The sequence below is a fragment of the Bacillus sp. FSL R10-2201 genome (genome assembly GCF_038008665.1).
In the GTDB taxonomy this organism is placed as follows: Bacteria; Bacillota; Bacilli; order Bacillales; family Bacillaceae_G; genus Bacillus_A; species Bacillus_A mycoides.
The window spans coordinates 2674417-2701336 of sequence record NZ_JBBOZP010000001.1; the positions used below are offsets into that span (position 1 = coordinate 2674417).

Annotated in this window: 29 protein-coding genes; 10 read left to right on the forward strand and 19 right to left on the reverse strand. The window is 35.1% G+C overall.

From position 1 onward, the window contains the following. Positions 1-53 precede the first annotated feature (53 nt). From NSQ69_RS13775 to recQ, 4 genes are all read right to left on the reverse strand, one after another. Entirely contained in the window at positions 54-2129 is a 2076-nt protein-coding gene (locus NSQ69_RS13775) for a HelD family protein (RefSeq protein WP_341099397.1), read from the reverse strand. Between the two features lie 116 nt (positions 2130-2245). Continuing rightward, positions 2246-2989, reverse strand: a complete 744-nt coding sequence (locus tag NSQ69_RS13780; protein WP_341099399.1) for a class I SAM-dependent methyltransferase — start codon at positions 2987-2989, stop codon at positions 2246-2248. A gap of 181 nt (positions 2990-3170) precedes the next feature. After that, positions 3171-3554 (reverse strand): gamma-glutamylcyclotransferase family protein, encoded by a 384-nt coding sequence (locus tag NSQ69_RS13785; RefSeq protein WP_341099400.1) that lies wholly within the window; start codon positions 3552-3554, stop codon positions 3171-3173. Positions 3555-3579: 25 nt separating this feature from the next. After that, positions 3580-5697: a DNA helicase RecQ gene (gene recQ, locus NSQ69_RS13790; protein ID WP_341099401.1), complete on the reverse strand. Its 2118-nt coding sequence runs from the start codon at positions 5695-5697 to the stop codon at positions 3580-3582. 1176 nt (positions 5698-6873) lie between these two features. Between recQ and NSQ69_RS13795 the strand changes: the two genes are divergently transcribed. The 3 genes from NSQ69_RS13795 to NSQ69_RS13805 all read left to right on the forward strand — a co-directional run bounded on the left by NSQ69_RS13795 (position 6874) and on the right by NSQ69_RS13805 (position 8573). After that, the gene (locus tag NSQ69_RS13795) at positions 6874-7497 is read left to right on the forward strand and encodes a hypothetical protein (RefSeq protein WP_002127750.1); all 624 of its coding nucleotides are present in this window, start codon (positions 6874-6876) and stop codon (positions 7495-7497) included. A 129-nt stretch (positions 7498-7626) separates the two neighbouring features. Then, a complete protein-coding gene (locus NSQ69_RS13800; protein WP_002012999.1) occupies positions 7627-7983 on the forward strand; it encodes a hypothetical protein in 357 nt (118 codons plus the stop codon). A 137-nt stretch (positions 7984-8120) separates the two neighbouring features. After that, a complete protein-coding gene (locus NSQ69_RS13805; protein ID WP_002012998.1) occupies positions 8121-8573 on the forward strand; it encodes a hypothetical protein in 453 nt (150 codons plus the stop codon). Between the two features lie 51 nt (positions 8574-8624). On the opposite strand, the gene NSQ69_RS13810 is transcribed toward NSQ69_RS13805, so the two are convergent. Both NSQ69_RS13810 and NSQ69_RS13815 read right to left on the reverse strand, forming a co-directional pair. After that, complete coding sequence (locus tag NSQ69_RS13810; protein WP_002085081.1) at positions 8625-8810, reverse strand: hypothetical protein; 186 nt, start codon at positions 8808-8810, stop codon at positions 8625-8627. Positions 8811-8936: 126 nt separating this feature from the next. Next, positions 8937-9386: a DUF6884 domain-containing protein gene (locus NSQ69_RS13815; RefSeq protein WP_002127751.1), complete on the reverse strand. Its 450-nt coding sequence runs from the start codon at positions 9384-9386 to the stop codon at positions 8937-8939. A gap of 319 nt (positions 9387-9705) precedes the next feature. Here NSQ69_RS13815 and NSQ69_RS13820 point away from each other — a divergent pair, with 319 nt between their 5' ends. After that, complete coding sequence (locus NSQ69_RS13820) at positions 9706-9894, forward strand: DUF4017 family protein (protein WP_002012993.1); 189 nt, start codon at positions 9706-9708, stop codon at positions 9892-9894. Positions 9895-10023: 129 nt separating this feature from the next. Here NSQ69_RS13820 and ppaC read toward each other — a convergent pair whose 3' ends face one another. The 4 genes from ppaC to NSQ69_RS13840 all read right to left on the reverse strand — a co-directional run bounded on the left by ppaC (position 10024) and on the right by NSQ69_RS13840 (position 13482). Beyond that, positions 10024-10953: a manganese-dependent inorganic pyrophosphatase gene (gene ppaC / locus NSQ69_RS13825; RefSeq protein WP_002032629.1), complete on the reverse strand. Its 930-nt coding sequence runs from the start codon at positions 10951-10953 to the stop codon at positions 10024-10026. A gap of 151 nt (positions 10954-11104) precedes the next feature. Beyond that, positions 11105-11770: a lytic polysaccharide monooxygenase gene (locus NSQ69_RS13830; RefSeq protein ID WP_002127752.1), complete on the reverse strand. Its 666-nt coding sequence runs from the start codon at positions 11768-11770 to the stop codon at positions 11105-11107. Positions 11771-12207: 437 nt separating this feature from the next. Next, positions 12208-12723, reverse strand: a complete 516-nt coding sequence (locus tag NSQ69_RS13835) for a DinB family protein (protein WP_002168219.1) — start codon at positions 12721-12723, stop codon at positions 12208-12210. A gap of 255 nt (positions 12724-12978) precedes the next feature. Continuing rightward, a complete protein-coding gene (locus NSQ69_RS13840; RefSeq protein ID WP_078206998.1) occupies positions 12979-13482 on the reverse strand; it encodes a GNAT family N-acetyltransferase in 504 nt (167 codons plus the stop codon). A gap of 105 nt (positions 13483-13587) precedes the next feature. On the opposite strand from NSQ69_RS13840, the gene NSQ69_RS13845 reads away from it, so the two are divergent. Together NSQ69_RS13845 and NSQ69_RS13850 are read left to right on the forward strand one after the other, a co-directional pair. Next, a complete protein-coding gene (locus NSQ69_RS13845; protein WP_262449380.1) occupies positions 13588-14229 on the forward strand; it encodes an HD domain-containing protein in 642 nt (213 codons plus the stop codon). A 1-nt stretch (position 14230) separates the two neighbouring features. Next, complete coding sequence (locus NSQ69_RS13850; protein ID WP_033713265.1) at positions 14231-14503, forward strand: hypothetical protein; 273 nt, start codon at positions 14231-14233, stop codon at positions 14501-14503. A gap of 54 nt (positions 14504-14557) precedes the next feature. Here the strand turns inward: NSQ69_RS13850 and NSQ69_RS13855 are convergent, their stop codons facing one another. From NSQ69_RS13855 to NSQ69_RS13885, 7 genes are all read right to left on the reverse strand, one after another. Further along, the gene (locus NSQ69_RS13855; RefSeq protein WP_002168216.1) at positions 14558-14923 is read right to left on the reverse strand and encodes a carboxymuconolactone decarboxylase family protein; all 366 of its coding nucleotides are present in this window, start codon (positions 14921-14923) and stop codon (positions 14558-14560) included. Between the two features lie 125 nt (positions 14924-15048). Continuing rightward, positions 15049-16539, reverse strand: a complete 1491-nt coding sequence (locus NSQ69_RS13860; RefSeq protein WP_002185654.1) for an alanine/glycine:cation symporter family protein — start codon at positions 16537-16539, stop codon at positions 15049-15051. 132 nt (positions 16540-16671) lie between these two features. Continuing rightward, the gene (locus NSQ69_RS13865; protein ID WP_341099402.1) at positions 16672-18156 is read right to left on the reverse strand and encodes an aldehyde dehydrogenase family protein; all 1485 of its coding nucleotides are present in this window, start codon (positions 18154-18156) and stop codon (positions 16672-16674) included. Positions 18157-18174: 18 nt separating this feature from the next. Further along, positions 18175-19071 (reverse strand): 4-hydroxy-tetrahydrodipicolinate synthase, encoded by an 897-nt coding sequence (gene dapA / locus NSQ69_RS13870; protein WP_341099406.1) that lies wholly within the window; start codon positions 19069-19071, stop codon positions 18175-18177. 22 nt (positions 19072-19093) lie between these two features. Beyond that, the gene (locus NSQ69_RS13875; protein ID WP_002127764.1) at positions 19094-20035 is read right to left on the reverse strand and encodes a proline racemase family protein; all 942 of its coding nucleotides are present in this window, start codon (positions 20033-20035) and stop codon (positions 19094-19096) included. Continuing rightward, the gene (locus NSQ69_RS13880; RefSeq protein ID WP_001257535.1) at positions 20032-21069 is read right to left on the reverse strand and encodes a proline racemase family protein; all 1038 of its coding nucleotides are present in this window, start codon (positions 21067-21069) and stop codon (positions 20032-20034) included. The genes NSQ69_RS13875 and NSQ69_RS13880 overlap by 4 nt, the downstream gene beginning before the upstream one ends. Next, positions 21066-22241, reverse strand: a complete 1176-nt coding sequence (locus tag NSQ69_RS13885; RefSeq protein WP_341099409.1) for an NAD(P)/FAD-dependent oxidoreductase — start codon at positions 22239-22241, stop codon at positions 21066-21068. Before NSQ69_RS13885 ends, NSQ69_RS13880 begins: the two co-directional genes overlap by 4 nt. A gap of 184 nt (positions 22242-22425) precedes the next feature. On the opposite strand from NSQ69_RS13885, the gene NSQ69_RS13890 reads away from it, so the two are divergent. From NSQ69_RS13890 to NSQ69_RS13905, 4 genes are all read left to right on the forward strand, one after another. Beyond that, positions 22426-24087, forward strand: coding sequence for a sigma-54 interaction domain-containing protein (locus NSQ69_RS13890; protein WP_002127767.1), 1662 nt, complete (start codon positions 22426-22428; stop codon positions 24085-24087). Positions 24088-24160: 73 nt separating this feature from the next. Further along, on the forward strand, positions 24161-24433 hold the full coding sequence (locus tag NSQ69_RS13895; protein WP_002012972.1) for a (2Fe-2S)-binding protein: 273 nt from the start codon (positions 24161-24163) through the stop codon (positions 24431-24433). After that, positions 24430-24762 (forward strand): (2Fe-2S)-binding protein, encoded by a 333-nt coding sequence (locus NSQ69_RS13900; protein ID WP_002127768.1) that lies wholly within the window; start codon positions 24430-24432, stop codon positions 24760-24762. Before NSQ69_RS13895 ends, NSQ69_RS13900 begins: the two co-directional genes overlap by 4 nt. Further along, positions 24759-25994 (forward strand): NAD(P)/FAD-dependent oxidoreductase, encoded by a 1236-nt coding sequence (locus NSQ69_RS13905; protein WP_002127769.1) that lies wholly within the window; start codon positions 24759-24761, stop codon positions 25992-25994. Before NSQ69_RS13900 ends, NSQ69_RS13905 begins: the two co-directional genes overlap by 4 nt. A 24-nt stretch (positions 25995-26018) precedes the next feature. Here NSQ69_RS13905 and NSQ69_RS13910 read toward each other — a convergent pair whose 3' ends face one another. Together NSQ69_RS13910 and NSQ69_RS13915 are read right to left on the reverse strand one after the other, a co-directional pair. Next, positions 26019-26327, reverse strand: a complete 309-nt coding sequence (locus NSQ69_RS13910) for a YxcD family protein (protein WP_002127770.1) — start codon at positions 26325-26327, stop codon at positions 26019-26021. Next, a complete protein-coding gene (locus tag NSQ69_RS13915) occupies positions 26315-26764 on the reverse strand; it encodes a hypothetical protein (protein WP_002032604.1) in 450 nt (149 codons plus the stop codon). Before NSQ69_RS13915 ends, NSQ69_RS13910 begins: the two co-directional genes overlap by 13 nt. Positions 26765-26920 lie beyond the last annotated feature (156 nt).

Consider the following 26920-nt stretch of genomic DNA (forward strand, 5'->3'; position numbering starts at 1 on the left):
TTTAACTATAAAAAGAGGATTTTCATGAACTACTAGAAAATCCTCTTTTTTATTTATTTTAATCCCTTAATTAAAGGTGATACTTCCCCGCTATAGAAAATCCATAAATCATGAAGCGACCTTGTACATCCGACATACAATAATTTCGCATCATGTTTTGTATTTTTGTAATGTTCTTCATCAACGTCGATTAGAAGTACGGCATCAAATTCTAACCCTTTCGCCAAGTATACTGGCACTACCGAAATACCACCTTCATACTTGCTTTGATCTGCTTCAATGACATTAACTGTCAACCCTACATTTGTTAATTTCTCATATATATCACGGCATTCATCATCTGTTCTACCAATTACCGCGATTGTTTTCACATCTTCATTTTGCAAATGCTGTAATGTCTTTAAAACTTCAGTAAATTGGTCCTCTGCCCGGATTACTTTCACGTCTTCACCGCTACGGAAAACTGGTGTTGCGAGTCCTACTGGAATCTCTGCATTTTTAATTATTTCATTCGCGAATTCAATAATTTCTTTTGTAGAACGATAACTTCTCGTCAGTTCATAATAACCTGTTTCTTGGAATACTTCCTTAAAAGTATTCCAGTCTTCAATTCCTTGATAATCATAAATCGCTTGAGATAAATCACCTAATATGGTGAAAGAATTACCTAGTGTAATTTCTTTTAATACATACACTTGGAATGGTGAAAAATCTTGTGCTTCATCAATAACGACGTGATGAAACTTCTGTCCGATTTCAATTCCATTTATGCGATGGTGTATGTAAATTAAAGCTGGTAAATCTTCTACATATACTTCTTTTTTACGGCAATTCTTTTCTGTTTCTTGAACAAGTTCTTCAGGTAATACTTCGAGTATTTCTTTACTCTTCATCATCGAACTATATAGTGAAAGTGGGCTCATTTTTGGCCAAAAATTCATATATGTGTTTAATCTCTTTGTTGCTTCTTTTTTTAGTAACTTTTTCTCGTTTGTTTCTCCAAACTTTTTAAGTTCAATTTCAATCCAGCGCTTCATTCGGCCGACTAAACGTTCTCTTCTTTTCTTTAATGGATAATGTTTATATTCAACTTGTATCCATTTTTTAACGTCTTCCACTGGAATAACTGCTTTATCCCATGCCTCAAAATCTTTTGTCGGTACTAATTCTTTTTCAAATTGAATCATTCTTTCTTCAATAAACGACTTAAATTCCAGCGTGCCTTTTAATTTTCCGAGCATAACCTTTTTTTCATCGCGATTAATTGAAAAAGCTTCTTTCAATTTTTCTTCTGTCTGCTTTAGTTTCACCGAACCATCTAACGTACGTAATGCCCAATCTGGAAACGTTGTTTGACTAATATTTCCTACCCCTAACTCAGGAAGTACACTCGAAATATAGTCTAAAAACAAACTGTTTGGAGCGAATACGATCATTCTCTCCGCTTCAAGTTGTTCACGATATTCATAAATTAAAAAAGCAAGGCGATGTAAAGCGATCGTTGTTTTTCCGCTCCCTGCAACCCCTTGAATTAATAATGGTAAGTTTCTTTCCGCACGAATAATATCATTTTGTTCCGATTGTATAGTCGAAACGATATCTTTCAATTTATTATCTTTATTCTCGCCTAATCGATATAGAAGAAAATCATCAGCATGCGAGACATCTTCATTTCCTTTCACATATGTATCAACAACACGTTCTAATTCTCTCTTTCGAATCGAAATATTTCGCTTTAAATAAACATCGCCTTCTACTAATCCGTCTGGTGAATGATAAAATGCTAATTCATCACCACCGGTAAATGAATAAAACATACTTGCGACAGGTGCACGCCAATCAATTACAATTGGTTTCATCGTATCTTTATCTGAAACACCTACTTTACCGATGTAAATCGGCATAACTTCTTCCTTGCCATCCTCCTGAAAGTCTAATCTTCCAAAATACGGCTCATGTACACCAATACGTAAGCTTTGTCTATTAGACTCCCTCATACTTTCAAGAATTTGCTCTTTAAAATCTTCTCCATAATAAACTGGGATTTTTTCAAGTTGCTCTAATTGCTCATCCATCGTACATAAAATATCTTTCATTTTCTGTAATTCTTCTTCAAATATGTTACTCATTTGATGATTCCCTCCTGTCCGTTCCAATTTTTCAGTCGAGATACAATTGTATTAAAAATCCATTCATAAAGTCAATAGTTTAAGTAAGAATTTTCTAAAATATAAAAGAGTAGAGATTAATCTCTACTCTTCTTTACTTTAATTCTATATGACAAACATTCATTTAAACTTGCCAGTTCTTTATATTTCCATTGTTCAAAATCAAATGCTCCCCCTGGGAAGAATCCTACAATACTTAAACCTGCTTTAGCACATAAATCACTAATCTCTTCAACTGTATAACAACGTAAAGACTGTGTCACAATCTCATTAGGTTGATTAGGATCCCACCAATGATCTAACATTCTTTCATTTATACTATCGTATTCATATTTTCGCATAGCTGAACTTAATGGCATCTCTTGTCCACTTACCTTTTTCCAATACAAAAATTGATAAATATCAATAAGTGCACATCCATCATCCTTCATCCAATCTTTAATCCGTTTTAGTAGAAACAATTGCTCATCATTTGTTCCTACACCAAATCCATCTAAATAACTAACCACATCAAATTTTTCTTCAAAGTTAATTTTATAAAAGTCAGCGCAATGAATATCTATATTATTAGTAGAATGTTCTTTTGCAAACATAACTAACTCTGGTACAAGTTCAACCGTAGTCATTTTCACTTGTAACCTAGACATCGCCCTTGCAAATCTACCATTTCCTGCTCCTAGTTCTAACATCGCTTGAAATGGATGACCAACTTGTTCTTGAACTTCTTTAGCAACCTGCTCTAACCAGCTTTCTGTATTGATATCGTAATTCGACAGTTCGAATTGTTTTTGGTAAAATTCCTTCACATTTAATTCGTTCATTATTATTCTCCTCCTGCACTAGATTTTTCTGCTACAGGTGAGAAACTAAATTTCTGACACCCATGAAAAAAACCATTTTTATTTCTCTATATTTATGATTTATCGAAATAATAAGAATTTTGAAATTACCAATATAAAAAGCAGATAATGGTCGATTCCACTATCTGCTCTATAGCTGCTTTTATTTTCCTTGTTGATACTCCACCCAATCACCAGAAATGATGACTTTCTTTAGCATCTCTTTATCTTGAGCAATATACACAAATGCACGTATTTCTCTATCACCTAAATAAATCGTTTCGGTGATTCGGTCATATAAATCACTCTCTGTATTACCTGTGTATTCTTCAAGTTCATCTAACTTTTGCAGAACATCATCATTTACTTCATAAACTTCTCCGTATACTCTTTCCTCATTTGAACAAATCATCGCAGGGTACCCTTCGTATGTATCAAATAATTTACCATACGTCCATGCTTCGTCTGCGATGCATATTGCACCTTGCATAAAATGAGCATTCGTTTGCTCTTTTCTTAACGTGCCATACACGAAAACGTGATGCATAAATCCCTATCCCCTTTATATGTCTCTACTTTCTAATTTGTAAATAAGCACGAATCATAAAGTAACTCACTTCATTTGGAAGTTGGTCCTTAATCGATTTCAGACCACCCTCTGCATTTTGCACGGCAGTTTCAATCAGTGATTCATATTCTGCAGGAACAAAACTGTTCCAGTCTACTTCCATTCCATCTTCAAAGCAGCGAATTAAATGATTTTCAATTGTTTGTCTTGATAAGCTACGTTCTTTAGCAATTTCATCTAGATCAATGCCTTGTTTATACATTTCATACGTTTCTAAATGAGAATTCGCTGACGCTTTTCCTGATTTTTTACTCTCTGAAACAACTTCAGTCTTAATTGTTTCCGCATAGTTTGGGTTATCCTCAATAAAGTGCTGAACTGCTTGTAAGAAGTGAGACCCGTACTTCACAAGTTTGTGTTCTCCGATTCCTTTTACAGTTAGGAGTTCGGAGTCACTTTGTGGCATTTTCGCACACATATCTTTTAACGTTTGGTCAGAGAAAATAACGAACGGTGGTACACCTTCTCCTTGTGCAATTTCTTTACGCACTTCACGAAGCACTTCAAATAAAGGATGGTCTTGAACAATTTGTCTCGTTTCTACTCGTTCTTTGCGTAAAACATTCTCTTTACCAAGTAATACTTCTTTTCCTTTTTCCGTTACTTTTAATGTTGGATACGTACCATGTTCAACTGCAATTAACTCATCTGAAATTAAAAACTCAATAAACTCACTGACTTCTTTTACACTACGGTTTGATAAAAGACCGTACGTTGGCAAAGTATGAAAATTAAATTCAATGACTTTCTTATTTTTAGATCCAGTTAATACTTGTGCAATCATTTGCTTTCCGAATCGTTGGTTCGTCCTAATCATACAAGATAGTACCATTTGGGATTCTCTCGTCACATCGATACTTTCACGGTCGTCCGTACAATTACCGCAGCGACCACAATCTTCCTTCGGCTCTTCTCCGAAGTATTGCAAAATAAATGATTGTAAACATTGTTCTGTATGACAGTAATCGGTCATATCTTGGAGTTTTTCAAGCTCATTTGAAAAACGTGATTCTCCAGTTGATTGATCGATTAAAAAGCGTTGTACTTGCACATCTTGAGAAGAATATAACAAAATACATTCACTATCTAATCCATCACGACCAGCACGTCCTGCTTCTTGATAGTAACTTTCCATATTTTTTGGAAGTTGATAATGGATAACGTAACGTATATTCGATTTATCTATACCCATTCCAAATGCAGATGTTGCCACCATAACACTTATTTCATCTCGTAAAAAGAGTTCTTGCTGTTCATTTCGATCGTGGTCGCTCATACCAGCATGATATTTCGATACAGAAACTCCTGCTTTCCCTAAATCTTCATATAACTGATCGACAACTTTTCTTGTAGCTGCATATATAATCCCAGATTCCTTCTGATTTTGACGAATATAATCCGCTAAATAAGCATTACGATCCTGTCCTTTAATGACAGAGAATGATAAGTTCTCGCGCTCAAACGTTGTCATAATCGTGTTTTCTTGATTAATTCCAAGCGTGTTGCAAATATCTTCACGAACTTGTGGTGTTGCCGTAGCAGTTAACGCTAATACGAGCGGCTTTTCTGGAAGATAATCTAATACGCGATGTATATGTAAATAACTAGGACGGAAATCATGTCCCCACTGCGAAATACAGTGCGCCTCATCAATTGCAATCATCGGGATTTTCATATCGATAAGTTGATCAACAAACTCCATAGAATCAAGACGCTCAGGCGCCACGTAAAGCAACTTGTAATGCCCTTGTTTCGCCAATTGAATTCGTTGATTCGCTTCTGTAATAGAAATAGAACTATTAATATATGTAGCGGAAATACCGTTTTGTATTAATGTATCTACTTGATCTTTCATAAGTGAAATCAAAGGTGAGATAACTAATGTCGTTCCTTCAAATACTAATGCGGGAATTTGATAACAAATTGACTTACCACCGCCCGTAGGCATAATACAGACTGTATCTTTCCCATCTAATACATTTTTAATTGTTTCATCTTGTCCTCTTCGGAATGACGAATAACCGAAATAAGACGCTAAAAGTTCTTGTGCTTTTGTAAACAAAAAAGAGTCACCTGCTTTTCTTTATCTTTCATCTATTACTATTATATCATCACTTATGCGTCATGAAAGTGCTGAATGAAAGAGTTATATATAATCACGTATCAAACTGATTCACGCTATGCTTTTTCATTATTCTAAGTTTCTCTTCATTTTGGATATTAATTAGTATCAGTGTTTTAGTTGCTTTCTACATTTTACAGCATATAAAAAACAAATCTAGTACACAAGAAGAAAGAATTTCAAAATAAATATTCATTTAATTTACCTTCCTAGAATACTACTAATCGTATACATATGAATTTGAGGAGGTTAAATTATGAAGAGTCGTTACAATAATTCCAACAAACCTAAAGCATCAAATAAACAACTCCAATTCTCTAATAATGATGCGTGGAAATATGAATCATTTTATAAGTATCAGCCCTTATTTTCTTATAGCAAGCTTATGAATTTCCTTTCTCAACTTTTTAAACGTTAATACATGTGCCAAATATATATCATTCAAACAAATTTTCTCAACATATAACTTATAGACTTACTACAATACAGTTGTTACCATATATAATAATCTGTTAGATAAACCCCTTATGTTGACCTGCTTAAATTAGCAGGTCTTTTTTTATACTTACATATTGCAATGTATCGTAGCCTGGCTGAAAAGTCTTTTCTCCATTTTAGAACCCTATTCCGCTCTCCACAAATGATTATAATTCCAAAAAGCAAAATATAAATCCGCTACATTCATACAAGCAATTCATTTTTTCTCAATACACAAAGTGAATTTCATTTGTTACTATAAAAGTACTCTAGATGAGTTTTTGCTCATCAACATTATCTAGTTAAAGGGATCTGCCGCGGGAAGCAGATCCCTTTAACTTTATTAAAAAGCACCCTTCTCATTTGGACACATTTACCAGGTTTTTTTGAAAGAATTTTATGTTAATATTACTTAGTCGAGTCCGACATCTCGGCAATACCCTTTTGAGGTCCTGCAATTTCCCTTGCAGGACCTCTATTATTTTAAAATTCTTTTTATTCATATATATCATAAGTGTGTTTTTTATTCCCCTTCAACTTTCTCCTTTTCCAACTCTCAAAAAATCTCTTGGACACGTAACTTAAAAATAACGTTTATCATATTGTGAGATATACATGTTCAAAGGAGTGTAACTATTTATGTATACTTATTGGCAATCGTATTACTCCCCTTATCATATCACTAATGGAAACTTCGATTCATTTGTACGAAATTACCGAGTTAGTAAAAACGAAAACTTTCTAAAAGGATATATGCGTTCTTTATGGGAACAACACGTTGCTTGGACACGATTAGCCATTATAGGCATCATCTTTAACTTGCCCGATGTAAACGTTACCGTTGGACGTCTTCTACAAAATGCAACACACATGGGGCTATCACTTGAACCATTCTACGGAGAAAATGCAGTAAAAAAATATAGTGCATTAATTAAAGACCACTTAACAATCGCTGCTGATCTTGTTAAAGCCGCAAAAGCTGGTGATCAAAACGAAGCGGCCGCTATAGAAAAGAAATGGTACGCTAATGGAGACGAAATTGTTGAGTTTCTAACTAGTATCAATCCACATATAGAAAAAGAAGAATTTAGAAAAATGTTTTATGAGCATTTAGCGTTAACGAAAGCGGAAGCACTTGCCTTCCTAAATAAAGATTATGATGCCAGTGTAAAACTATACGATAAAATTGAAAAAGAAGCATTAGAAATGGCCGACATGATAACAGACGCAATCGTAAAACAATTTCCGCAAGTATTTCAATAAAAATAAGCCGATTTGAAAAAACAAATCGGCTTATTTAGTTTTCTATCAATGATATTTCACTACTCCTCTTTACATTTAACGTATATCGATATATTTTATTAATATCCGTTTTTTATAGGAGGAAATAGTTTGATTAACGCAATTGGTCTCGTATTTATTCTCACAAATAAGCACGAGAAAAAGAAGAAAGTTTATCTGAATGAAAAATTCGCATTAATAGACATTATTGATTCTAAAGAAGTATTTGATGATGAAGGTAACTCATTAGTAGAACTAACATGTAAATACAGCATATACTTAGATGAAAAATACTATTGTAAATCTCTCGATGATTATACTGGACAAGTATTCCCCTTCTTAAGCACAAAAATAGGAAAGGGACTTCTTAGAAACTTAAATTATTACTTTTCTTACGTTGATGCCTATGATAAAAAACCACCTGTTAAAGAAATAAGACCGCTTATGAAACAAGTAACTAACAGATAGCGGACAGTATTCAAAAAGAAAGCACCTAACTTCAGATGCTTTCTTTTTTTGAATCAGTAACTCTCTAACTTTCATCTCCTTCTAAATATATATACCCAAGCATACTTTAAAATAAAAACATTGGAGGATTAGGCTGAATGAAATATTCAGAATCAATCGTAAGTAAACGGCTTCGAAAACTTAAAACAACTGGTATGTTTTTTATACTATTTTTAATCGCCTGGCTTGGTTATACAAAATTCCTTTATGGAAATGGTTTTCTTCTAGAAAAGAAAAATTCAGTTGAAGTAATGAATACTAGCGTTACTGGAGAAATAGAAAAGAATTTCGATGTAAACTTACAAGGTTTTCGTAAAACAAACCTTGATACACTTATAGATGCTAGTAAAACCGATCCTAGCGAACTATCCTTAATTGAACTTATCAACACATCTTGTTCTAAAGATTGCATTGGCGAGCCTTTAACTTACGTTAAATCAAACCACGGATATATCTTTTATAAGGAATCTAATGGTACTAATGTAGCTTTAAAGATTATAAAACAGGATTCATGGGAAATTGAAAAAAAATCTGTTCAAGATGGAATTTAAAAGGTTTATACACAAAAAGAGTACTTACTTCGAAGTACTCTTTTTAAAATATTACCACTTACGACATTTATCATCATCGTCGTCACGTTTACGATTGCGACGGCAATCATCACAATCACAGTCACGTTTACGTCTACAACCACAATCATCACAATCTCTGCGTCTACATCTTCCAAACATTAAATCATCCCAAAATCTATTACAATCTCTGCGTCTACAACCACAATTATTACACATGAATATGACTCTCCCCTCAATAGCGTTCATCATATTCTATGTTTAAAAACGTAAAAAGGCTTGTTTACTAGTCTATTTTAAATGTATTAATTTGGTATAATTTGAATCTATATTACTAATTTATCCCTATACTTCCTTCTGCGCTTCCACTGCCCCATTCAACCTCTGCAACATATACCCAATTCCTTTACACCCTTCTAATGGATATGTAATGATTTCTTCTGGATATAGCTTCGTCACAACTTTTTTATGCTTCTTCCCTGCAAGTAATACTATTTCATCAAACTGAAGTAAATCTTTATCAATCATCTGTTGTTTTAATTGATCTATGCTAATAATCTCATTACTATTTGAATCAAATGCAAGATCATAATTTCCCTTTACAATATCATTTGGTCTTAAAAATCCATGCTTTGCTGATAATATAACCCAATTCTCGAAAAACTCAGTTGCATACGCCTGGCATGCTTTTCCGAATGGACTAATATATACATCTTTTGCCTCTGCCTCTCTGTAATCTGAGTACTTATCCCAAATTTTCTTCTTTCCGCATGGAATTATGCATAACCTTTTCATCGTTATTTCTTACCTCGATTCTATATTTCTTATGAAATATCAATTTTTCAGTACATTTTTTTACAGAATACTATATACTTATCTCGAAAGATAAAATTACATTATATCCTATATTTGGTTTAATTTATTTCAGAACAGTCTATTAAGCATATGTATTATTACATAAACACACCGTACTAAAGTCACTTTCATACAGCATGCAGACTCCTCATCCTTTAGTGAATTTGTAAAGATTTCGTAAAATCAAGTACACTTAATCTCCCAATCTCTATTCAATAGCACAATATATAAATATAGTATAAAAAGGAGGTGAACAACTATGAAAAATATACTCCCAGCATTATTAGCTTATATTATTGTTTGTATCATCGCGATTATCATTCCAGCATCTGAGGGCTATAATACTGTAGGTTGGAAATTCTTTGTTGGGCAAGCGTACGCAATACCTATTTTCATTATTGCAGCTATTATCACATTTTATATAAATAAGAAACGATCTTATGAATAAATGATAAGAAGGATAGCTATTGCTATCCTTTTTTATTTCCATCCAATAGGCTCTTCTGTAATTTTATAATAAAAAGGACAAGTAGCCAATATGACTACTTGTCCTTTCTTTTATCCATACTCAATAATATTAAGCTTGGAATGTTTCTGTTAATACAGGAACGATTTGTTTTTTACGAGATACAACACCTTTTAAAGTAGCTGTGTTGTTTTGTAATGTTACGTTGTAAGCTTTCTCAACAACGTTTGTTGCTTTACCAATCGCAAGACCAACAGAATCGTTAGTTAAGATATCAGTTACAACGAATAAGAATAGGTCCAAACCTTTTTCTTCTACTACTGTAGTGATAACTTTTTCAAGTTCTGCTTGGTGTACAAGAACGTCGTTTGTATCAACAGCGTTTACTTGTGCGATTTCAACTTTCGCGTTACCCATTTGGAATTCTTTAGCGTCAAGAGAGATTAATTGCTCCATTGTTTTTCCGCTTAAATCAGCACCAGCTTTTAACATTTCTAAGCCGTAGCTATCTGCATCTACACCAGCGATTTCCGCTAATTCACGAGCTGCTGCTACGTCTTGTTCTGTGCAAGTTGGAGATTTGAATAGTAAAGAATCTGAAATGATTGCAGATAACATTAAACCAGCAACTTCTTTACGAATTGTAACGCCATTTTCTTTGTACATTTTGTTTAAGATTGTAGCTGTACATCCAACTGGCTCACAACGGTAGTAAATAGGATCGCTTGTTTCAAAGTTAGCAATACGGTGATGGTCAATAACTTCTAACACACGAACAGATTCGATATCGTTAGCACTTTGTTGACGCTCGTTATGGTCAACTAAAATAACGTTGTCCACTTCGTTTGCTACTGTCTCAACAAAACGCGGTCCTTCTACTTTAAAAGAGTCTAACGCAAATTGAGTTTCACCACTGATTTCGCCTAAACGTACAGGCTCAGCATTCATTCCTAATTCTTTTTTCAATTCTGCATAAGCAATCGCAGAACAAATTGCATCTGTATCTGGGTTTTTATGCCCGAAAACTAGTACTTTTTCCATGTTTTCCACCTCTTCATGAAAAGGATATCTTAAAGAAGCAAATATGACAATATTTTAGACACATTTTTTTATAAATAATTGCAGTTTCTTCTATATTTTTCATAAAAAAAATCATCTAAAATGAATTAGATGATCAAAATGTATATTTAATTTAAAATAGTTTAGGAACTTGCACTACATTGTTAAAAGCAAAATTGGAATTTAAACCATTATTCACAAGGTTCACATCAATAACTTGATAAAACGCATTTCCAGTGTCCGCAATCTCCCAAACAGCTAAAATAAGATGGTAGCCATTACGGTCAGTTGGTACATTTGCTTCATGCGTTACTGTTGTCCCCGGTCTAACTCCGCCATCATTTTTTACATAGAACGGCACTAAATCTAAACTAGACCTTGTTAAAGGCATATTTGGATTCCAATCCTTCTTTGTAATGTAGTATTTCCATTCTTTCGTACTATGTGGAGCGGTTAGTTTCCACTTGAATGTATTCATCCCGCCGTTTAACGTAACTTTCTTCCACCTATCAACTGCTTGAACGTCTAAAGCAGGAAAATGGCCAGCTCCTGCGATTTGTCCATCAGAAGGTCCTAATTGCGGAAAACCCCCTATTCCTTCTACACTTTGTGGTTCATATTGAACTGGACCGCAATTTACATTTACCCCTTGCTTACATAAATAAGATCGGCTCGCTGGTGATTCTACATACCCATGAGCTGAAGCCTTTTCTGAAAATCCAAATGTTAATAACCCCGTAAGTAATATCCCGCCACTTAATATAACCTTCTTCACCTTTTGTAAACTTGTCTTTTTCATTCTTTCATCCCCTTCCCAAAAATGAAATGAAAATAACTATAGTTGCCTAGTCATCTTCTCTACATCCATTATAAGTGGAAGAGTATTACTAAAAGAACCCTCTAAAAACTTTCTCAAATTCTTCTAGCTACAAAAATATCAATTCTTCACGCATTTTAATTACCAGTTATCAAATCTATTATTTATTTTGTCGTTTTACTGTTAAATACTTATAACACCGTCTGAAAATACAAACGGCGTTAAAGTAGTTAATAATTACTTACAATTATATATCACAGTGTAGCTTCGAAAAAAGTTTGATTACATTAACTCTATAAACCTAGATAAAATAATACAAAGAAAAAGTGTGTTTTGAAAAAGATTGATCTAAACACGCTTTAAATATACTCAATTAAACCATTCGTTTATAAATAAATTACGAAATTGGCAAAGGTAGTCTAGTTATCAAATAGCCCTCTCCCTCTCAGATTTGCGGAAACTGGCTCCTTTCCTATCTCACGTGCCCATATAGATAACTGGCCGATATGGTGGATTTCATGGACAATGACATGACGTATTATCTCTCCGTGTGTACATTCAATGACTCGGCGCCTGATTGGGGCGTCTCTAGAGCTAATCGGTTCTTCATTGAAATCAGTTTCTGAAAGTTTCCGAGAATCCATTTCATTTGTCCAAGAGGTCACAAATGGCTTCACTTTCTCGTGGTATTGATCCGAAAGATTTTTCACTTTTTGCAAGCTAGCATAATCTTCAAACAATGGCTCCTCAGGCACTGGTTCACCTCGCAAACCTAAGATCCACATATATTCCACATCTACAATGTGAAATAGGGTATGTAGTATACTGCCGAACCCACCGACCCGTTTCTTTACCAGTTCTTCAGCCGACATGTCTTCGCACAATGTAAACCAATCATCACGAACTTGCCAGTTATATTGAAACAGTTTCAACATCACAGCAACCTCCATCTTTTAGATTAACATTTAATATTCACCAAAAGACTTCAAAATTCCTATTTAAATAATACCTCTTATAAACCTATTAAAACCTTATACAAATTGGCCCTCAAATTGAACATTCAATATAAAGTTAATGAATGAAAAGAAAACCCCTATTATACAGGGGTTTATCAATCTTTTTATAAATCAATACTCAGACCTAATAACAACTTTGTGGTTTGAAAATATCCTTCTTTTTAAATAAAAATACTAAATCATTTTATAATAAATAACCGTTGCATCTAACTCACCATTCGGAGAAATTGCATACCCCGGTATTTTACCGGATTCTTGAAAGCCTAATGACTTGTACAATCTATTGGAAGAATCTCCTTCTCTAGTATCTAATACTAAAAGAGATCTGTTTTCTCGCTTTGCCCGTTCTTCTGCTTTTTGCATAAGTAAACGCCCAATACCATTTCGTCTATAATTCGGATGAGTCATTAACTTGCAAATTTCAGCTCTATGTATCCCATTAGGCTTTGTAACTAAATGTAATTGAATACTCCCTGCCACTTCATTGTTTATTTTAGCAACATACAATATCACTTCTGGTGCTAATACAGTTTGCCAATAATTTGTTGCTTCTTTTTGTTCCAGTGGAGGTAAAAAACCAATTGACGCCTCATCATTTACTACAGTTTTCAACAGTTCAGAAAGCTCTTCAAGGTCTTCATCAAGTCGTTTAATTTCTTCTATTACTATACTTCGCATTCCTTTTCCCCCTTTTGTTTCATTGTAACAATTTTTAAAGCAGGAATAATGAAATACTAAGATGAAATTATTAAATATATGATTTTTTAAAGAAAGGATACCTATATGAAATATATATTAGATAGGAAATATGCAAGAGAATTACTCCAGTGGGCATATGAACAAAACCCAGGTCCGTGGTTCGATCATTCACGTAATGTTGCCCTTGCAACTGAAAAGATAGTTGTTGAACTTATTAATAATGGGTACGACCTAAATGCTGATATAGCATACAACGCTGCCCTCCTGCATGACATAGGAAGATATAAAGGTTTTACTAAATCTGTTATTCATTCCTATGATGGTTATATGTATATGAATGATTTAGGGTATACAGGAAACGCCATTATATGTGTGACGCATTCATTTCCTTGCAAAAATGAGCATTTAGATATCGCGGCAGAGTGGAGCATTGTTCCTGATTATATGGAAAGCCGATTAATTGAAATATTGAATGAAAACAGTGACTACGACTTATACAATAAGGTGATTACCCTTTGTGACGCACTTGCTGATGCGGAAGGTTTTAATACTCTTGAAAAAAGATTGGTTTCAGTTGGTTTACGTCATGGCACAACCTCTCATACTTCTTTACATTGGAAGGGATTCTATGCAATTAAGAAAGAATTAGAATCTTTAATTGGTAAGAGCATATACACACTTCTCCCTAATATAGAGACATCGATTTATAAAAATATAGAATATTAAAATGGGATTTGACTTGATAGAACATAAAGGTAACTTTGATTTTGGATATGAAGATATTGCGGGTATATCTCGGAAATGTAAATTTTCTAATTGTTCGCATACAAATGAACCACACTGTGCAGTAAAAAAAGCTATCTCTGACGGCATACTTTCTGAAGAAATATTTAATAGTTTTTATAGAAATTTAAACGAGGCACACTATGTTTCTAAACAGAGTAATAAAACAAAAGCTATCGACTATATGAAACAATTGAAACTCTTTCAAAAAAATTAGACTAAACTAGAAAGTCCCCCTTAAAAGAATATTTTAAGGAGGGCTTTTTCTTGTTTAATGATTTTGATGTTTCAATTCCACCAGACATTCTTGTACTAAGGTTACTGCCTGACTCATTGCAGCTCCCCCAGCAAACGCGGCTGAAACACCACAAGCTTCTAAAATTTCTTTATCAGAACATCCTTGGTCAATACAGCCCTTCGTATGATAAATCGTACAATATTCGTCTTGTGTTGCTAAACTAATCCCTAATGCAATGAGCTGCTTTTCTCTTTTAGTTAATGTACCCTCCTGAAAACATGCTTGTGTAAAAGCGTTATATGTTTCTGCAATTTCAGGGATTTGTTGCGTAAAATTCCCTATACCTTCTTTATAATCAAGTAATACATCATTTATAGAGCCATATTGTTGATTTTCCATCGTATATCCTCCATTCATTTTATTCACACTTACTTTAGTATGAGATAAAATAAAGGACATATACAAATATTTACTTTAAAAAATAGAATGAATTTTCAGTTTATTTTACTTTTAAATTTGCACATCTACAGTTTCAGCCCATTATCTACTGACACTTTTTCTTTAGAATTTTTCCTTTCAACCTCTTTACTTCTTTCTTCCCAAAATGTTAAACCTTCAATTCCCACATTTTTAGGATCAAACACTGGATCTTTCCCTTCTTTTTTCTGCGTTTCATAGTCTTTTAACACTTTTAATGCCGTTTTACTTAATAATAGAATCGCGATTAAGTTTAACCATGCCATACTACCGATTCCTAAATCTCCAAGGTTCCATAATAGCGAAGCTGATTCTACGCTACCGATGTAAACCATAATTAAAAACCCAATTTTCAAAACTGGTTTTAACCAGCTATATTTGAGGTCACGATCTAAATAAGTGAGTGTCGTTTCAGCGATATAGTAGTACGCGAGTAAAGTTGTAAATGCAAAAAAGAAGATTGCGATTGAAATAAATAATGGACCAAATCCTGTCATAACAGTTTCAACTGCTTGTTGTGTATAGATTGGACCTGCATCTACATTTCCCATATTCTTTACAATAGCGCTTTTCCCTTCAGGTATTACATTATACATACCTGTTATTAATATCATAAGAGCTGTCGCTGTACATACTACAATTGTATCAATATATACAGAAAACGCTTGAACTAGCCCTTGTTTTGCAGGATGAGATACTTCAGCAGCGGCAGAGCTATACGTTGCTTCTCCAACACCAGCAACATTTGAAAATACAGCACGCTTTACACCCCATGCAATAGCTGCGCCGACGATGCCGCCAAACATTTCATTTACACCAAAAGCACTTGAGAAAATTAAAGCAAACATACTTGGAATTTCCGTTACATTCGCAATTAATACGATACATGTAACAATTACATAACCAATTGCCATAAATGGAACTAGCATTTGAGAAACGCCCGCAATTCTCTTTACGCCACCAAAAATGATAGCTGCTAATAATACGACTAACAATATACCAGTTATATATTTGCTAATACCATTAGAATTTTCAAATCCAACTGCGATACTACTCGATTGAATACCTGGTAATAAAACGCCATATGATAGTGTTACAACGACCGCTACAATGACCGCAAACCATTTCATTTTCAAGCCTTTCTCAATGAAATATGGCGTACCACCACGGTATTCATTGCCTACTTTACTTTTATATACTTGTGCTAATGTTGATTCAACAAATGCACTAGCTGCTCCTAATAATGCCATCACCCACATCCAAAATACAGCTCCAGGTCCGCCGAAAGCGATAGCTGTCGCTACTCCTGCGATATTACCAATTCCAACCCTACCTGATAACGCCAAACAAAATGCTTGAAAGGATGATATCCCAGTCTCCGAGCTCTTCCCTTCAAATAATAGTTTAATCATCTCCTTAAAATAGCGAATTTGTAAAAAACGAGTTGCAATTGTGAAATACACTCCTGCTCCTAATGCGAAAACAACTAAGCCAATACTCCAAACTTGCCCTACTAACCATTCTACTAACTGCTCCATCCAAATCCCCCTTATAATTCTTTTGAAAAAGCAATTTTATATATAAGAAAACGGACAACTATTATTAAACCTTCCAGTTGTCCGCATCTCTCATTATTTCATCCCTCTATTTATTAACAGTTAGACTCTCTATTACTTTATATTTACCCAAACACTTTTCACTTCTGTATAGTTATCAAGGGCGTATGAACCTAATTCACGTCCGATACCAGATTGCTTATATCCACCAAATGGTGCAGCTGCATTTTCTAAGTTATAATCATTAATCCACACTGTTCCTGCCTTTAATTTATTGGCAACTTGATGTCCGGTTTTAATATTTTGTGTCCATACGCCCGCAGCAAGCCCGTAAGACGAGCGATTTGCTCTTTCAATTACTTCTTCTGTCGAATCGAACGGGAGTACAACGACAACTGGTCCGAAAATTTCTTCCTTAACGATTGTCATATCGTCTGTAACATTTGTGAATACTGTTGGCTGTACAAAATAACCTTTTTCAAATGCACGTTTACCACCAGCTGCAACAGTAGCACCTTCAGATTTTCCTTGTTCAATGTAATTTAGCACACGCTCTTGTTGTTTTTTAGATACGAGCGGTCCCATTTCAGTTTCCGCCTCCATACCTGCCCCTAGCTTCACGTTATTTGCCATTTTCACAAGTTCATTTACTACTATTTCATAATGTTTCCGATGAACGAAAACTCGAGATCCTGCGCTACAATTTTGACCATGATTATACATAATGCCTTGGAACGCACCGTTAATCGCTTCTTCTAAGTCAGCGTCTTCTAAAATGATGTTTGGTGACTTACCACCAAGTTCTAACGTTACATGTTTAATTGTTTCTGCAGATTGACGCATAATATATTTCCCTGTAACTGTTGAACCTGTGAAAGCTACTTTATCAATATCATGATGGTTTACAATTGCCGATCCTGCTTCAGGGCCGAAACCTGGTACAAAGTTTACAACACCGTTTGGAAAACCAGCTTCTTTAAAAAGCTTCGCTGTATATAGTAAAGATAAAGGCGTTTGCTCTGCTGGTTTTAATACGATTGTACAACCCGTCGCAAGAGCGGCTCCCATTTTCCAAGAAGACATAACGAGCGGAAAATTCCACGGGATAATTTGACCTACAACGCCAACCGGTTCATGGCGTGTGTAATTTAAATAGTCTTTTGAAATTGGAATGGTTTGACCAATAATTTTTGTAGCCCATCCCGCGTAATAGCGGTAATTTTCTACAGTCGCTGAAATATCATCATCAAGTGCTACTTGATATGGTTTTCCATTATCTAAAGCTTCCAGCTGTGCTAATTCTTCTCTATGCTCTTCAATTAAATTTGCTAATTTATAAATAAGGTGTGCTCTTTCAGCAGTAGTCATCTCTGCCCACGGGCCTGATTCAAAAGCAAATCTTGCCGCTTTTACTGCGACATCAACATCTTCTTCTTGCGCTTCACATACGACTGCTAGAACATCTTCTGTTGCTGGATTGTATGTTTCAAACGTCTTTCCACTTATTGAAGAAACAAATTCACCATTAATAAACATTTTAATTTCTTCATTTAAAAACGCTTTCACTTTTGGTTTCAGCTCAATGTTTGTCGTTAACATATATACTCTCCTCCTTATTTAAACAGCTGCATGAGCTGCAATTTCTAGTAAAATAGCTTGAAGCTTTTGATCTTCTTCTTCAGTTAATCCTAATCTCGGATAACGTGAAGGTCCTCCGACTTGCCCATGTAATTCCATTGAACGTTTAACGATTTGCACATACTTTCCTGATCCTTCAAGAAACTCACAAAGAGGTAAAATAGCATCGTTCATTTCCCACGCTTTTTCTAATTCACCATTTTGAAAATGCTCATACATTTTCGTAACGAGTCCTGGAACGATATTTCCGGCTACTGAAACCCATCCCGATGCACCAACTAAATAAGATTCCATAACTAAATCTTCAGATCCGCAGAAGACTTGGAAAGCACCTTCACCTTGTCTTACTAAATCTCTCGCTTTTCGAATATCTCCGCTAGATTCTTTAATATGTGTAACATTTTTACACTCTTTTCCAATACGGAGCATTAACTCTGTGCTCATATCAACACCAGAAGTAAATGGGTTATTGTATAGCATAATTGGTATATTTACAGCGTTTGAGATTTCTTTAAAATGAAAATAAATCTCCTCTTCCTTCGGTTTACAATAGTAAGAGTTTATAATTAATGCGCAATCCGCTCCGTGCGCTTCTGCATGTTTCGTATATTCAATCGTTTCTTTCGTCGTCTCTGCAGCAGTTCCAACAATGACAGGAATACGGCCATCAACTTCTTTTAATACTGTTTCTACCATGTTAAATCGTTCTTCTTTTGATAAACTAACAAATTCCCCTGTACTTCCATTAATAATAATTCCAGCTACCTTTTGCTCAATAAAGTAGTTTACGTTTTGTTTTACGCCTTTCCAATCAATCTCTTGAAATTCATCCATCGGTGTTATTAATACTGGAAATGCCCCTTTAAGTTTTTGCATCTTTATCTCTCCCTTTAACATATTATTTTAATAAGAAACCTGTTGGAAACGGATCAGTAGGATCTAATATAAATGTTTGCATACCTGTAATAAACCCTCTACTTTCAAATCGAAAAATGTATCCGAGTTCTTCTTTCTTCACTTTTTCTACTGTTATAAAGCTATTAAAAATACTTTCATTTCTAAAAGGTTTATCCGCTATATAATCATTTTTAAATAATGTATGAACATAAGACACAATAGTAGAAACAAAACCTGGTGAACGTACTATAAAGTTATCTTCATGAAATGTAATCGACTTTATATGGTTCTTTTCTTTTTGCATAGAATCTACTAAAATAAGTCTTTTTATTAATGACTGTTTTTGTATAGCTTGAAGTGTAGCTTCACCCCATTTTTTTAATTTAGAGATGTTTTCAATACTGATTTCTGGCGAATACGTATCCTTTTCTACAACTGCATATACTTTATCTGCCTGTATGAGAGAGTAACTTATATTACCAACCTTTAAATTTTTCTCAATCATATAACATAGTTTGCTTTCAAACGAAACAGATACAACTTCATCATTCTCTACATATGCATTCACTGAAAATATGCCAGATAGCGTTTCGATTTTGTATTGATTAGACTCTCTCTTTTTTAAATACCCGCTTTCTAGTAACATCGTTATTACTGCGACAATGCCTCCGTAATGAAGAGGAATGGATCCTTCATGATTAAAAAACAATACAGCTGCATCCACTTCATTATGAATAGAAGGAACGACAATACATCCATTTAAACCGATAAAACCACGTGGTTCATTTAATAAAAGCTTCATTTCTTCTGCTAATTCACCTGAAAATTGTTCGTTTAATTGCTCCAAACTGTAGTAGTATTTACATGGTACGTCTTTCATTACACGAAATGCCTCGCCATTTACGTGTACGTCTACTGCTGTATACATTTTTTGAATGTTCATTTTACATCCTCCGTTTCATGTTCCATCGGCGGAATTAGCAAAAAGCCTTCTTTAAGTGGATCCTTTTCATTGTAAAAAAATCTATGCATACCCATAAGCCAAGCTGATCCCGTAATTTTCGTTACTACAGCTTCAATATTTTCTACATATGTTGTATTCATAACACACCCTTTAAATAAAGAACCTACAATACTCTCATGAACAAATTCTTCATCGATATCAATTTTTTTATGAGCATATAATACAGCTAACTTCGCTGATGTTCCTGTGCCGCATGGAGATCGATCAATTCCTCCTGGCGGAACAACAACTGTATTTTTCACATGCGCACTTTCATGAGTAGGATCTGTATAAAATTCAACATGTGTTAATCCTCTTATAAACGAATACTCTGGATGAATGATTTCAAACTTCTCATTAATTGTATTTCTAATATGAATAGCCTTATCAATGATTGTAGATGCGTTTTCTGGTACTAACTCTAAACCTACTGACTTCGCATCGATAATGGCATAAAAATTCCCTCCATACGCAATATCAGCCTCTACAGTTCCAATTTCTTCGACGTGTACAGAAATATTTTTCAGTAAAAAAGCTGGTATGTTACAGAAGGAGACTTCTTTCGCTTTCCCATCTTGAACAGAAATATCTACTTCAACTAAGCCAGCTGGTGTATCTAGCTTTAAAGAAGTAACCGGTTCAATTACTGGAATTAAACCTGATTCAACTAAAGCTGTACATACACCGATTGTATCGTGGCCACACATCGGCAAATATCCACCTGTCTCTATGTATATAACACCTATATCAGCTTCAGGATGACACGGATCTGTTAATAGTGCTCCTGACATTACATCATGACCACGTGGCTCATTCATTAACAATTTACGAATCCAGTCATACTCCTTTTTCATATGTAACATCTTCTCTGCCATCGTCTCCCCAATTAACTTAGGAAGTCCGCTAATTAATGTCCTCGTTGGATTCCCGCCCGTATGTGTATCAATCGTCGTAAAGACTCTTTGTGACCTCATCCGTTTAACACCCTTTCTGTAAAACGACTCAAACGAAGTTGTTCAATAGGAATGATTGTTTCTTTGTCATTTAATAACTCTTCAATTACTTTCCCGGTTACTGCTGCAAGACTAATTCCATCACCTTCATGTCCTGCTGCTATAAAGTAGTTCGGAATATGTTCCACTCCTGAAATGATTGGCAAATGATCTTCTGTCCACGGGCGTAAACCAGCATATGAACGAATCACCATCATATCTGCCATTTTCGGATAAAAACGAATTGCTCTATTCGCAATACATTTAATAACCTCATTGTTAATCCTCGTATGAAAGCCTACAAACTCTCTACTACTACCAATTAAAAAATTTTGGCTTTCTGTCGGTTCAAATACAAGTGCCACCCCGTATTTTTCAGTTAAAGCATCCACTTTTCGTTTTCCGCCAAATTTAGAAATTAAATAACCAAATTCCATTACTTTACGGCAACCTACGTGTTGTTGCCTTGAAGCTACAATAATATGTCCCTTTCTCGGTTCAATTGGGATATTCACATCTAACATCTGTCCGATTTTAGGAGCCCACACACCGGCTGCGTTCACCACTTGCTTCGCAGTAAACGTCCCATTTGTTGTTTCTACAATAAAGGAACCATCTATATCTCTTTTCATTTCTTTTACTTCTGTATGATTAAAAGCTTTTGCACCAAATTTCTTCGATTCTGCAAGAAGTGAAAAAGCAAGAAGATATGGATTTACAGTTGAATCCGTTGCACATTCTAAACCACCCAATAAATCATCTGCAAAAAATGGTGATTCTTCTTTTATATCTTGCCTATCAAGCATTCGAAACGGTAATCCAGCTTCTTTTTGACGATTTACCCATTGCTGCGCTGCCTCCATCTCTTCATCTGATTCACAAACGAGAATGCTTCCTGGCGCTCTATATTCAAATGAGTGCTCCAATTCTTCACTTAATTCAGTTACTAAATTTTGACTTACTAACGACATTTGACTATCAAACCCTGGGTCTTTATCAATCGCCAAAATGTTCCCGTCACACCGTGAAGACGTTCCACTTACAAATTCTCCTTTTTCAATGATCGTTACGCCTCTTCCGTATTTTAAAGTGTAATAAGCGATAGAACATCCTATAATTCCACCACCTATTATTAAAACGTCACAGTGCCTCATATATAGCACTCCTCCTTTCTCCTAAATCTCTCACTTTTTATTCATGCAATTGGTGTGCCAACTCTACATACAGAACTATTTATATGAAATAATTTTTATTTGTAAAAATATTTTAAATTTATCGTAAATAGGTGTATTATTTCTTTATCACTGTCTAAATTTTTATACATACCAGGAGGACACTATGACATTTTCATTTCCAACAATAAAAGAGTTTATAAAAATTTTATCAATTGATCGTACAAGCACCATTCAGCACATGAAACAGGAAGGTGAAAATTTTTATTACCTTCCTTCATCTACTGAAGAATGTAGTTGCGCAGTTATTTATGAAGTTGACTCTTTCACTACTTTAATCGACGCATTTTCTCATGAACTAGCCGTTGTCATCATTAAAGAAAATCAAGAGCCTTTATGCTGTATAACTGCTCAGCAAATGATTCCTTTTCTTTATAAGTATTACAATGAACTACTAGCTTTTTATAACACTGTTATTCAAACGTCTGATTCTTCTGTTACAGTCATCGACGATAAAGAATGCGTTCGTACTTGGACAGATGGCGCTGAAAAGATTTTTTCAGTGAACCATAATGAAATTATCGGACAACCCATCACCCGTTTTTTTGATTATAAAGATTTAGAAATTCTGCAATCATTACATGACGGAAAAAGCATAATTGCTCAGTTCCATCAGCCACGTCCAGATTTGTTCGTATTAATTAATTCAAACCCAGTTTATTGCAACGATAAAATTATTGGAGCAGTCGTTTCAGAAACGGATGTTACAAATCAAGTCGTATTAAATGAAAAACTATTTAATATGTCGCATGAAATGCACCGTTTAGAACAAGAAGTAGCAAAATATAAAGATACATCCGATCCTTTCCTTGCGATGAATGGAAAAAGCCCTGTTATACAAAGAACGATTCAATTAGCTAGAAAGGTTTGTTCAGTGAAATCCACGGTTTTAATACTCGGAGAAAGCGGAGTTGGAAAAGAAGTGTTTGCGAAAGCAATTCATGAAGCAAGTGAGACAGCAAATGCCCCTTTCATTTCAATTAACTGCGGCGCAATCCCAGAAGCGTTATTTGAAAGTGAATTATTTGGTTACGAGCGCGGGGCGTTTTCTGGTGCAAATAGTAAAGGTAAGAAAGGTAAAATAGAGCTCGCACAAGGCGGTACTTTGTTCCTCGATGAAATAGGTGAAATGCCGCTCGATATGCAAGTGAAGCTTTTACGTGTACTGCAAGAACGAAAGTATTACCGAGTTGGTGGAGAAAAAGAAATACATATCGATTTCCGCATTATCGCTGCTACAAACCGTGATTTACAAGAAGAAATGAGAAAAGGAACTTTCCGAGAAGATTTATACTATCGCTTAAATGTAGTTAGCTTGCTTATTCCACCGCTGCGCGAAAGACGAGAGGATATTATCGAATTGACGTACTCCTTTTTAAACGATTTTTCAATAAACTATAACAGGCCTATTCGAGACTTACCTTCAAATATTATGCATGAACTGCTTCATTACAATTGGCCTGGTAATATTCGCGAGCTCCGCAACGTAGTTGAAAGACTCGTCGTATTTGCGACAGACGGCATTATAAAACAAGAATATTTACCGTTTCATACAAATGATACTTTAGACAATCATACGGCTCATTCCTTATTAATCAGCAATAATAATACGATTCTTTCTTTACAAGAAGAAATGGATGAGCACGAGAAAAAGGTAATTGAAAGAGCTTTACGCATTTTAGATGGTAATAAATTAGAATGTGCGAAACAACTTGGGGTAACGAGGGCCACTTTATATAACCGTTTAAAAAGACTAGGGTTACAATAACCCCTCTCCTCCTCTATATTGGCATAGTTTTTGCATAATAATTTATGTAAACCGAACTAGAGGAGGAATACATATGACGAATAAAGAGAACTTAATTGTTTGTCGTTGTGAAGAAGTTACATACGGACAACTTCAATCGACAATTGCTGAATATAATTGCTCAGCTCGTGAGCTAAAACTAAGAACACGTGCTGGTATGGGTTTTTGCGGCGGTAGAACATGTAGAATGACGATAGAACGAATGGTAGAAAATGCGAATCCTAACATATCCCAAAATGAAATTCCATTAAAATATCAACCGCCAGTGCGTGCAGTTACTTTTGGAGCGGTAGGTGACAATCAATGAGTAGAATTACACATCACCCTATTTTAGGTAGTTTAAATAGTAGTCAGCGTATCAATTTTCAATTTAATGGTCAACAATATGAAGCATATGGACATGAAACGATAGCGGCCGCTCTACTTGCAAACGGAATAAGAACGTTAAGAGTACATGAAGATAGCGGAACTCCGCGAGGTATTTATTGTAATATCGGGCATTGTTCTGAATGCCGCGTGACTGTAAACAATCAAACGAATGTACGAGCTTGCTTAACTGTAGTTGAAAACGATATGGTTGTTGACAGCGGAAAACAGCATCCAAATATCGTGAGAGAGATGGTGAAAAAGCGATGATCGATGTAATTATTATTGGTGCAGGACCAGCAGGATTATCAGCTTCCATCTCTTGTGCACGTTTTGGACTTAACGTACTTGTTATTGATGAATTTATGAAGCCGGGCGGGAGATTGTTAGGACAGTTGCATCAAGAGCCTACTGGGGAATGGTGGAACGGAATAGAAGAATCAAAACGTCTTCACGAAGAAGCAAAATCTCTTTCAGTCGATATTCGGTGCGGTGTTTCCGTCTATAATTTAGATAAAGATGAGAGTTGTTGGTTCGTGCATACAAATATCGGTACGTTAGAAGCACCGTTCGTACTAATTGCTACTGGGGCTGCGGAGTATTCTATTCCCCTACCCGGTTGGACACTTCCAGGGGTTATGTCAATTGGCGCAGCTCAAGTTATGACAAATGTTCACCGCGTTCAAGTTGGTAAAAAAGGAATCATTATCGGTGCTAATATTTTGTCATTCGCCATTTTAAACGAATTGCAATTAGCTGGCATCACAGTGGATCATATTGTAATCCCTGAAAAAAGCGAGTTAAGCCAAAAGGCCGGTGAACCAGAAGAAGTTTTAAAATCGCTCTTAAATGCGGCTCACCTCGCCCCATCTCCCTTCCTACGTATAGGTAGCCGTTTTATGAAATATGATTGGATTCGAAAAGCTGGATTAACATTTTATCCAAATAGCGGCATGAAAATAAACGGGACGCCGCTTCATCTTCGTAAAGCTGCACTTGAAATTATCGGTACAGATCAAGTAGAGGGTGTACGTGTTGCTAACATTGACTCTAAAGGGAATATTATTAACGGATCAGAAAAGATCTATGAGGCAGACTTCGTTTGTATAGCCGGAGGTTTATATCCGCTTGCTGAGCTTGCCGCTGTAGCAGGATGCCCTTTCCATTACATTCCAGAATTAGGCGGACATGTTCCACTTCATTCAGAAGAAATGGAAACCCCTCTTCCAGGTTTATTTGTAGCTGGAAATATTACTGGCATTGAAAGCGGAAAAATCGCGATGGTGCAAGGGACAGTTGCAGGTCTATCTGTCGCTAAACATGCAAGTGAGAAACTTGACGTAGTCGACCAACAATTACAACAAGCAATTCAAAACGTTCACTCTGTTCGTCAAAAAGCAGCGATTCAATTTAATCCAATGATTGATGTTGGTAGACGGAAGATGAATGAACTTTGGCGTGATTATTCTTCTACATATGCACATACTAAAAAGAGCTGCTGAGATTACTCTCAACAGCTCTTTTCACTACTCGTCCGAGTTATTAAATTTCGCTAATGCGTAGATGCCTTCTTCATCATCTAATTCAAGTTGCAATCTTGCTGCAAATGAATTGACGTTGTATTCTCGATCAAGCAACAAGCGTAGTGCTTCGATTAAGTTTGCTTGAATTAAAATTTGCTGGCGACCATTTACCTCTACTTCTGCAGAGAAACCGTAGTCATCATCATACATTAGTTCAACTGAAACTTCTTCTGGACCAACTTGTCGTTTTTCAGCGATATATACGCAAAGTGCATTTATAAGTTCTTGTTCAGAAATTTTTATTGTTTCCATGCTACTTCATCTGCCTTTTTCTTACGTTGATCTTTGAAGTATTTAAATGCACGAACTGCTAACATTACGATACCAGCCATTACTAACATATTTACCATAAACGCTAATACAGAACCAAGTGCTCCCATATTTGCAAATAAGCTACCCATTAGTAAACCACCAAGACCACCTAGTAATAGGCCTTTCATAAAGCCACCTTTATTACTTTTTGGCGCTGTGTTTGTTGCTTTTGTTTTTGAATCAGTTGTCGTTTTTTGTGAATTCACATTAGAATCTTTTTTGTTTAAATCAACTTTTGACTTTTGACCTGAACTTGGTGTATATGATTTTTTACCAGATTTGTAACTTTTCGCTGCCGCATGATCTACGAACATAAAGCTACTAGCCCCAAAGATAACCATGAATGCTGTCATTACTGCTACAAGTTTTTTCAACATATTATATCCATTCTCCTTTTATATAGATATATGTGAAATCTATCTTTCTAGTAAATTCAGAATGATAGATTTGTTTTAAAACCATTTTAAAGGTTCTTATGAACTTATTATATGAACTTTTGTCGAAATATGCAAGCATTATTTACTTACGACAAT

Excerpts from the sequence above, each read along its gene's own strand:
- NSQ69_RS13775 (WP_341099397.1), bottom strand. The coding sequence starts at position 2,129 with ATGAGTAACATATTTGAAGAAGAATTACAGAAAATGAAAGATATTTTA.
- NSQ69_RS13780 (WP_341099399.1), bottom strand. The coding sequence starts at position 2,989 with ATGAACGAATTAAATGTGAAGGAATTTTACCAAAAACAATTCGAACTG.
- NSQ69_RS13785 (WP_341099400.1), bottom strand. The coding sequence starts at position 3,554 with ATGCATCACGTTTTCGTGTATGGCACGTTAAGAAAAGAGCAAACGAAT.
- NSQ69_RS13795 (WP_002127750.1), top strand. The coding sequence starts at position 6,874 with ATGTATACTTATTGGCAATCGTATTACTCCCCTTATCATATCACTAAT.
- NSQ69_RS13805 (WP_002012998.1), top strand. The coding sequence starts at position 8,121 with ATGAAATATTCAGAATCAATCGTAAGTAAACGGCTTCGAAAACTTAAA.
- NSQ69_RS13810 (WP_002085081.1), bottom strand. The coding sequence starts at position 8,810 with ATGTGTAATAATTGTGGTTGTAGACGCAGAGATTGTAATAGATTTTGG.
- NSQ69_RS13815 (WP_002127751.1), bottom strand. The coding sequence starts at position 9,386 with ATGAAAAGGTTATGCATAATTCCATGCGGAAAGAAGAAAATTTGGGAT.
- NSQ69_RS13820 (WP_002012993.1), top strand. The coding sequence starts at position 9,706 with ATGAAAAATATACTCCCAGCATTATTAGCTTATATTATTGTTTGTATC.
- ppaC (WP_002032629.1), bottom strand. The coding sequence starts at position 10,953 with ATGGAAAAAGTACTAGTTTTCGGGCATAAAAACCCAGATACAGATGCA.
- NSQ69_RS13830 (WP_002127752.1), bottom strand. The coding sequence starts at position 11,770 with ATGAAAAAGACAAGTTTACAAAAGGTGAAGAAGGTTATATTAAGTGGC.
- NSQ69_RS13835 (WP_002168219.1), bottom strand. The coding sequence starts at position 12,723 with ATGTTGAAACTGTTTCAATATAACTGGCAAGTTCGTGATGATTGGTTT.
- NSQ69_RS13840 (WP_078206998.1), bottom strand. The coding sequence starts at position 13,482 with ATGCGAAGTATAGTAATAGAAGAAATTAAACGACTTGATGAAGACCTT.
- NSQ69_RS13845 (WP_262449380.1), top strand. The coding sequence starts at position 13,588 with ATGAAATATATATTAGATAGGAAATATGCAAGAGAATTACTCCAGTGG.
- NSQ69_RS13850 (WP_033713265.1), top strand. The coding sequence starts at position 14,231 with ATGGGATTTGACTTGATAGAACATAAAGGTAACTTTGATTTTGGATAT.
- NSQ69_RS13855 (WP_002168216.1), bottom strand. The coding sequence starts at position 14,923 with ATGGAAAATCAACAATATGGCTCTATAAATGATGTATTACTTGATTAT.
- NSQ69_RS13860 (WP_002185654.1), bottom strand. The coding sequence starts at position 16,539 with ATGGAGCAGTTAGTAGAATGGTTAGTAGGGCAAGTTTGGAGTATTGGC.
- NSQ69_RS13865 (WP_341099402.1), bottom strand. The coding sequence starts at position 18,156 with ATGTTAACGACAAACATTGAGCTGAAACCAAAAGTGAAAGCGTTTTTA.
- dapA (WP_341099406.1), bottom strand. The coding sequence starts at position 19,071 with ATGCAAAAACTTAAAGGGGCATTTCCAGTATTAATAACACCGATGGAT.
- NSQ69_RS13875 (WP_002127764.1), bottom strand. The coding sequence starts at position 20,035 with ATGAACATTCAAAAAATGTATACAGCAGTAGACGTACACGTAAATGGC.
- NSQ69_RS13880 (WP_001257535.1), bottom strand. The coding sequence starts at position 21,069 with ATGAGGTCACAAAGAGTCTTTACGACGATTGATACACATACGGGCGGG.
- NSQ69_RS13885 (WP_341099409.1), bottom strand. The coding sequence starts at position 22,241 with ATGAGGCACTGTGACGTTTTAATAATAGGTGGTGGAATTATAGGATGT.
- NSQ69_RS13890 (WP_002127767.1), top strand. The coding sequence starts at position 22,426 with ATGACATTTTCATTTCCAACAATAAAAGAGTTTATAAAAATTTTATCA.
- NSQ69_RS13895 (WP_002012972.1), top strand. The coding sequence starts at position 24,161 with ATGACGAATAAAGAGAACTTAATTGTTTGTCGTTGTGAAGAAGTTACA.
- NSQ69_RS13900 (WP_002127768.1), top strand. The coding sequence starts at position 24,430 with ATGAGTAGAATTACACATCACCCTATTTTAGGTAGTTTAAATAGTAGT.
- NSQ69_RS13905 (WP_002127769.1), top strand. The coding sequence starts at position 24,759 with ATGATCGATGTAATTATTATTGGTGCAGGACCAGCAGGATTATCAGCT.
- NSQ69_RS13910 (WP_002127770.1), bottom strand. The coding sequence starts at position 26,327 with ATGGAAACAATAAAAATTTCTGAACAAGAACTTATAAATGCACTTTGC.
- NSQ69_RS13915 (WP_002032604.1), bottom strand. The coding sequence starts at position 26,764 with ATGTTGAAAAAACTTGTAGCAGTAATGACAGCATTCATGGTTATCTTT.